Raw genomic sequence first — 6,120 nt, 5'->3', positions numbered from 1 at the left:
CTGCGGCGCAGGCCGTTCGCGTAGGACTGCCCAAACTTGACGCACCAGCGGCGGACCGTCTCATAGGAGACGATCACACCGCGCTCGAACATCAGCTCCTCCACCTCGCGAAACGACAGCGGGAAGCGGAAGTACAGCCACACGCAGTGGGAGATTACCTCGACCGGGTACCGGTGCCCCTTGTATGACAGCGACGCACTCCCCACAGACGATCCTTCCCAGCCCGATCAACCCGAAGATCATCCCATCGGTCAGTCAACGTGACAGTGCCGTTCAGCGCAAGGATCACGCTTCCTTCGACGGCATTGGCGCCGCCCGACAATCCGGTGCCGGCGCCGCGTGCAACCAGGGGGGCTCCGTGCTCCAGGCACGCACGCACCACGGTCTGGACCTCGTCGGTGCTTTTGGCGCGCACGACGGCCACCGCTCGGCCGACAGGCGCCCACACTGCCTGGTCGTGGGAGAGGCTGGCGACGATGTCCGGATCAGTCACGACCCGGTCGGCGGGCAGCCGTCGCCTGAGTGCTTCGGCGATACCTACGGCAGGGGGTGTCGTGCTGACGGTGTCACGCTCGGGCACCGGCACACCTCCAGAGAAGTCGACTCACATGGGACGGAAGACGAGCCGCGGCGTCCGGGCTCACTGGGCGCGGCAGGTCCTGAGGTAGCTGAGGAACGATGCCTGCAGCCCGGTCACGTGCGTCTCGTGCATGAGTGCGCTGGTGACGGATCCGCTGCGTGCGGTGAGGCGGTGAAGGAAGGTGGCCGTGTTCTTCGTGAGGTTCTGGTAGACCGCCAGGTCTCCGAGGATTTCTTGCTCGTTGAAGGTCACGTGCAGCTTGGTGTCGGGCAGGGTGTCCCCCATCGCTTCAAGCCGAGCGAAGACCTGACTGTCCGCATTGACGATGCCGGGGCTGCCCGCGCCGATGCTCTCGAAGAAGGTGTTCTTGGTGAGCCAGGCGTAGAGGCTGAAGAGTCCGCCGTAGGAGTAGCCGAAGAGGCCGTGACCGCTCGGGGCCGTGGCGTAGTCGCGTTCGATCCGCGGGTGCAGGTCGTCGGTGAGGAAGTCCAGGAACATGTCCCCGCGGCTGTCGCTCAATTCAGCGAGGTAGGCGTCGGCTTGCTCGCGCGTCATCGTGCCCGCTGCGACGCCCATCTCCACCGCATCGATGAACTCCTTCGCGACGGGTTCGCCGGGGGGCACGAGGTCGCGGTTGCGCAACCGCTCCCAGTGCTCGGCTTCCTCGCCTGCGTACCCCACGCTGACTTGCACGTAGGGCTGAATCGCCTGCATGGGGTCCAGTTGCGTGACGATGAGTGGGGCGGTCATGCCCACGGCCCAGTTCCCGTCGAGCACGTACACGACGGGCGCCTGCGCTGTGGCAGGGTCGTAGCGCGGTGGCGTGGTGACCCAGACGCCGTAGTCGAGCCCACCGCTGGAGCGCATCTCGAAGTAGTCGGTGTGGGGGAGGCAGCCCTGCCACATGGTGATCATCTGAGGTCCTTTACGATTTTGCCGGCCTGGATGACCAGGACGGCGTTGGTGGGGTCGGAGAACAGTTCCGGGTCTTCCAGCGGATCGCCGTTCCAGAGAACGAGGTCGGCCTGCGCGCCAGGAGCGATGACACCCACCTCGCCGGACAGGCCGAGGATCTCGGCGTTGGTCCGGGTCGCCGCCACGAGCGCTTCCATCGGCGTCTCGAGGGCTGCGCGCAGGCTGAGTTCTCTGCCGCGCCGGTCCTGGGCCGGGCCGATGAGATCGGAACCCAGCCCGATCCGTACTCCGGCGTGCTTGGCGGCAGCGAGCGCCTTCGTCATCTGCTCGCGTACGCCGTCGGCCCGGTCGCGGGTCGACTCGGCGAGACCGGCTCCGGCGGTGTCGTGCAGCAGTTGCTCGACGACAGCGAACGTGGGCACGAGGGCAACATCGCGAGCGGCCATCAGGGCCGCTGTGGATTCGTCGAGGCTGGTGCCGTGCTCGACACAGCGCACCCCGGCCTCGACCGCATGTCGTATGCCCTCGTTGTTGTGGGCGTGGACTGTCACATAGGTGTTCCGCGCCGCTGCTTCTTGAACCGCAACGGCGATCTCTTCGACGGTGAACTGGGTGTCGGTCAGTCGATCATGTGCGCCCACTACTCCGCCGGTCACGCAGAGCTTCAGGAAGGAGGCTCCGCGGCGGAAGGCTTCGCGGACGTTGTGCCGCAGCTCGTCAGCGTTGCCGGCCATCATGGAGAGGGCGCACAGGCCCGGGATGTGGTGGCTGCTCCACAGCTCGGTGGGTTCCCATGCGGCGCCGTAGTAGCCGTGCCCGCCGATCTGGCACTGAACAGGTCCGCACGACAGGACGCGCGGCCCTTTGACCTTGCCCTTCGCGATCGCGGTGACGACGCCGCCGTCGATTCCGCCGGTGTCGCGGACGGTGGTGAAGCCGGCGTCGAGCGTCGCGCCAGCCGTGGCGAAGATGTCCGCCGCGATCTCGGCGGCACTGATCTGAAACGAGAAGTGCGGCTGGATCGGGCTCGACAGGCCCAGGTGGACGTGGGCGTCGATCAGGCCGGGCGTCATCGTCAGTCCCTCGGCATCGAGTCGCTCGCCGTGCCCGCCGGTGGCACCGAGTCGGCTGATGCGGCCGTTCTCGATCGTCAGGTCGAGGACGCCGGGGTCGCGCCCTGATCCGTCGATGACCGTCGCGCCGACCACATGAGCAGGTCCCATCGTCGATCCTCCGCCGTTGCGAACCATCTTTTCCAATGGATAAACTGCGGGCGTGATCCTGTCAACCTCGCAACGCGACGGCAGCGCGCGCGAACGACTCCTGGCACTGCTTCTCGACGCCTTTGGCGAGGCCCTTCCCCCGCCAGAGATGTCGCTGCGTAAAATCGCCGCCCGGATCGACACCAGCCACGCCCTGCTGCGCTACCACTTCGGGTCGCTCCCGGGTGTCTTGGCCGCCATGCTCACGACCCAGCGATCCCGTGACAACGAGGCACTCTTGGAGGCCGCCAAGCAGAGCACCTTCGACGATTTCGTCGCGGCGATCTGGCGTACGTACACCCGGCCGGAGCAGTTGTCGCGTGTCCGCGGCTTCTTTTACGTCGTCGGACTGGCCGCGTACTGCCCCGAGGACTTCCGTGAGTTCGTGGAGTCGATTGATGACCTGACCGGAATGCTGTCCTCACTCGCGGAACGCGAAGGGCTTAAGGCAGAGGAAGCGCGGGAGGTGGCCGCCGTCACCATTGCCGCGATTCGCGGCCTCCTCCTACAGGAAGTCCTCACTCCCGGAACCCGCTCGGAGGACGCGGTCACCTTGATCTTGCGCATGAGCGAGGGCCGATCCGCTCCACGATCACGTCCGGAAGGTTGAGCGGCCTGGGCTCTCACGGCTGAGGATCGGCGCACATGCGCGACAACGTGGGGTACGGCGACGGAAAGTGGCGACAAGAGTCACCGGAACATGGTCTCTTACCTGCGTCATGTGCGGGCAACGGGCGGAGCGGCGACTGGCCGCGCCGTCGCAGGAACCGTCTGGTCCGGCAAGAAGAAGGTGAGTTGGAACATGGCTGAGGGCACTGTCACGTTGACTGGCCAGGTGGGATGATCTTCTGGTTGGTCATGCCGGGGAGGGATCGTCCGTGGACAGCGCGCCACCGTCGTACAAGGGGCACCGGTACCCGGTCGAGGTGGTCGCGCACTGCGTGTGGCTGTACTTCCGCTTCCCGTTGTCCTACCGCGAGGTCGAGGAACGCCACTGTCACCTTGCTGCTGAGCCTGCCTGCTTTGACCGCGCGGAGATGCCACGGCGCAAGGCTCGCCTGGCGCAGCCGGACTCCACCAGATGTGCGGCGTCCTCCCTGGGCCCGGGGCCGGCATGCGGCTGGGGGCCGGACCGGGCAGCGAAACGCGCCGGTGCCGCGTCGTTTGAGCGAGGAGGATCTTTCAGGCGTTCGTGCGGTCGTGTCTTTCTGGCCGCTGGTCTACTGCTTGGCCGTGGGTGCGGTGTCCGGAAAGACTCGCTGACCTGGCCGCTGGGCCGGAATTTATGGCCGTGTTGTCGGCTCTCTGTGTTTGGATCACGTCGACCCGGCGCGGACACGTCACTGACCAGGCTGTTGTTTGCGCTGTTCTGATCAATCAACAGGGGGCACAACTTGAGACTGAGGAGACTGCTGACCACGGGAGCCGTGTCGCTGGGACTGCTGGGCAGCTGCCTGAGCGCGGCGCAGGCGTCCGAGGGATCCGCGCCCGGAGCGGACACGGCGGTGCACGCCATGGGGGATGTCGCACCGGAGGATGTCGTTCCGCTGCCGGAGGATCTGGAGGAGTCGTCACAAGAGCTGGACGACGAACTCTCCCTGCCGCTGCCGGAGGACCTCGAGGACGAGGGAACGGCACTGGAGGCGCAGGCTCTGGGGGAGGAGGAGCCGGTGACGGAGGAGCTCTTGTCGCCGGACCCGATGGCAGGCGCTGCGGAGGCGCAAGCGGTGTGCCGTACCCAGCTGGCGGCGGCGCAGGCGGCAGACAGTGACACCCCGGTGGCTTGTGTGGAATGGGGCACCAGCGCGCCGGCGCAGGAGCTGCGCGCGGTGGTCGATGCATGGCCGGTGCCGAAGTGGTGCGACGACCACGGCGCCAATGGCCAGTGGTACGTCAACCGGTTCAAGGCGTGCGGGATCTTTCCGGCCGATCTGACGGTGACCAACCCGCGCACCGGCGCGGTCGTCGGAAAGATGCACTACCTCACCCGCGCCTACGCCTACGGCGCCCGGGACAGCAAGACCTGGGCGTATCAGGTAGAGCTGATGGAGGTGAACAGCTCCGGGTCGGCCAAGGGCAGCAGCGCCGGCGGGCGCGGCACCTGCGCAGGCAAGTGCAAGGTGACCAAGAGCACTTTCCCGTCCCAGGCGATGAGCAAGAGCAGCGAGCCCGTGGGCCAGTTCTTCCTGGACACCACCATCAAGACCTCACCCAAGGGGCAGAAGGGCGACGGGCAGGCGACGGCGGCATGGCTGTTCACCAACCCCAAGTGGGCCGGTCCCAGCAATGAGATCAAGCTGCCCACGCCTCCGGTGCGCTGCGACAACGCCCTGCCGGGCACGTCGAAGCCCGGCTGCGTGATGCCGTACATCCCGCAGATGGTCTACGCCAAGAGCGGCGAGTACCCGGAGCTCGCCCAGCACATCGAGGACGCCCAGAACACCCAGAACCTGCCCGGCAAGCACGGCACCAAGCGCTACCTGACCCGGCTGACGAACAAGGCAAAAATCCGGGAGAACCGGAACACCGCCTGTCCGTCGAGTCTGCAGCGGCCGCCGGGCAAGCAGTGCGACGAGTACCCCTTCGCCTCCACCTGGCAGGGCGCCAAGAGCGGCGGCGGCAACTTCAGCCGCCGCATGATCAACGCCAAGCAGAACGAAGACGGCGGCCGGGCCCTGAGCAAGTTCTACCTGTATAACCGCATCATCGAAAAGGACAGGTTCCTGGTGTGGATCAAGTAGATGACCACCGCCTGGCGGAGGGCTGCGAAATGAGCGACGACGTCACACGGGGCCAAGGACTCGTCCCGGTCCAGTACCACCAGTTCGACATCAGCGACGAGGACGGGCCGGCCGGCCCCGACCTCGACCGTGGCCACAACGGCCTGGTGCGGGTCACCGACGGCGTCATCACCGTGATGACCGGCATCCACACCGGCGACGTCGACGTCACCATCACCCTCCACGACACGCGGCCCGAACCCGGCGCCGACCAGTGGCAGGAGATCGTGGAAGTCTCCGCCCACTCCGCCTCCGGTGACCTCATGGTCCGTGGCGTCATGGACGACCTCGACGAAGAGCTGCCCGTCCTGTCGTTCCACGGTCCCGGTGACTACCGGCTGCGCGTGCACGCCCGCGGCCGCGACACCGCCGTCGACCTGGGCCCCGACGAGGTCACCGAGTGGTACCTCATCCAAGCCTGGCCGGCACCTGCCGAACCCGTCACCGTGCTGCGCCGCAGCGACGACTACTCAGTCGCAGTCCGCGCGCAGTGACACCGGGCCGAGCGGCCCCCCGCGGGCCGGGGGGGGGGGGGGCGGGGCGGGGGGGGGGGGGGTGGTAGCGGGGGGCGCCGGGGGGGCCC

General features: G+C 67.2%; 6 protein-coding genes and 2 pseudogenes. 4 read left to right on the top strand and 4 right to left on the bottom strand.

The features are described 5' to 3' along the window. From ORI94_RS34785 to ORI94_RS34770, 4 genes and pseudogenes are all read right to left on the bottom strand, one after another. Positions 1 to 191 (bottom strand): annotated as a pseudogene (locus ORI94_RS34785) (IS6 family transposase); the annotation flags it as partial. Beyond that, positions 155 to 415: an FAD-binding protein gene (locus tag ORI94_RS34780; RefSeq protein ID WP_266083063.1), complete on the bottom strand. Its 261-nt coding sequence runs from the start codon at positions 413 to 415 to the stop codon at positions 155 to 157. The pseudogene ORI94_RS34785 and the gene ORI94_RS34780, both read right to left, overlap by 37 nt. A 225-nt stretch (positions 416 to 640) precedes the next feature. Then, positions 641 to 1,495 (bottom strand): alpha/beta hydrolase, encoded by an 855-nt coding sequence (locus ORI94_RS34775; RefSeq protein ID WP_266083061.1) that lies wholly within the window; start codon positions 1,493 to 1,495, stop codon positions 641 to 643. Next, positions 1,492 to 2,703 carry a metal-dependent hydrolase family protein gene (locus ORI94_RS34770; protein ID WP_266083059.1) on the bottom strand — a complete coding sequence of 404 codons (1,212 nt, stop codon included), beginning with the start codon at positions 2,701 to 2,703 and terminating at the stop codon, positions 1,492 to 1,494. Before ORI94_RS34770 ends, ORI94_RS34775 begins: the two co-directional genes overlap by 4 nt. 67 nt (positions 2,704 to 2,770) lie before the next feature. Between ORI94_RS34770 and ORI94_RS34765 the strand changes: the two genes are divergently transcribed. The 4 genes and pseudogenes from ORI94_RS34765 to ORI94_RS34750 all read left to right on the top strand — a co-directional run bounded on the left by ORI94_RS34765 (position 2,771) and on the right by ORI94_RS34750 (position 6,031). After that, entirely contained in the window at positions 2,771 to 3,367 is a 597-nt protein-coding gene (locus ORI94_RS34765) for a TetR/AcrR family transcriptional regulator (protein WP_266083057.1), read from the top strand. 268 nt (positions 3,368 to 3,635) lie between these two features. Next, positions 3,636 to 3,746, top strand: a pseudogene (locus tag ORI94_RS34760) (IS6 family transposase); the annotation flags it as partial. Positions 3,747 to 4,151: 405 nt separating this feature from the next. Beyond that, complete coding sequence (locus ORI94_RS34755) at positions 4,152 to 5,498, top strand: NucA/NucB deoxyribonuclease domain-containing protein (RefSeq protein WP_266083055.1); 1,347 nt, start codon at positions 4,152 to 4,154, stop codon at positions 5,496 to 5,498. 29 nt (positions 5,499 to 5,527) lie between these two features. Next, positions 5,528 to 6,031, top strand: coding sequence for a hypothetical protein (locus tag ORI94_RS34750; RefSeq protein WP_266083053.1), 504 nt, complete (start codon positions 5,528 to 5,530; stop codon positions 6,029 to 6,031). Positions 6,032 to 6,120: the final 89 nt, after the last annotated feature.

The sequence above is a fragment of the Streptomyces sp. NEAU-W12 genome (assembly GCF_026242095.1).
In the GTDB taxonomy this organism is placed as follows: Bacteria; Actinomycetota; Actinomycetes; order Streptomycetales; family Streptomycetaceae; genus Streptomyces.
This window is presented reverse-complemented; position numbering and strand designations above follow the sequence as displayed.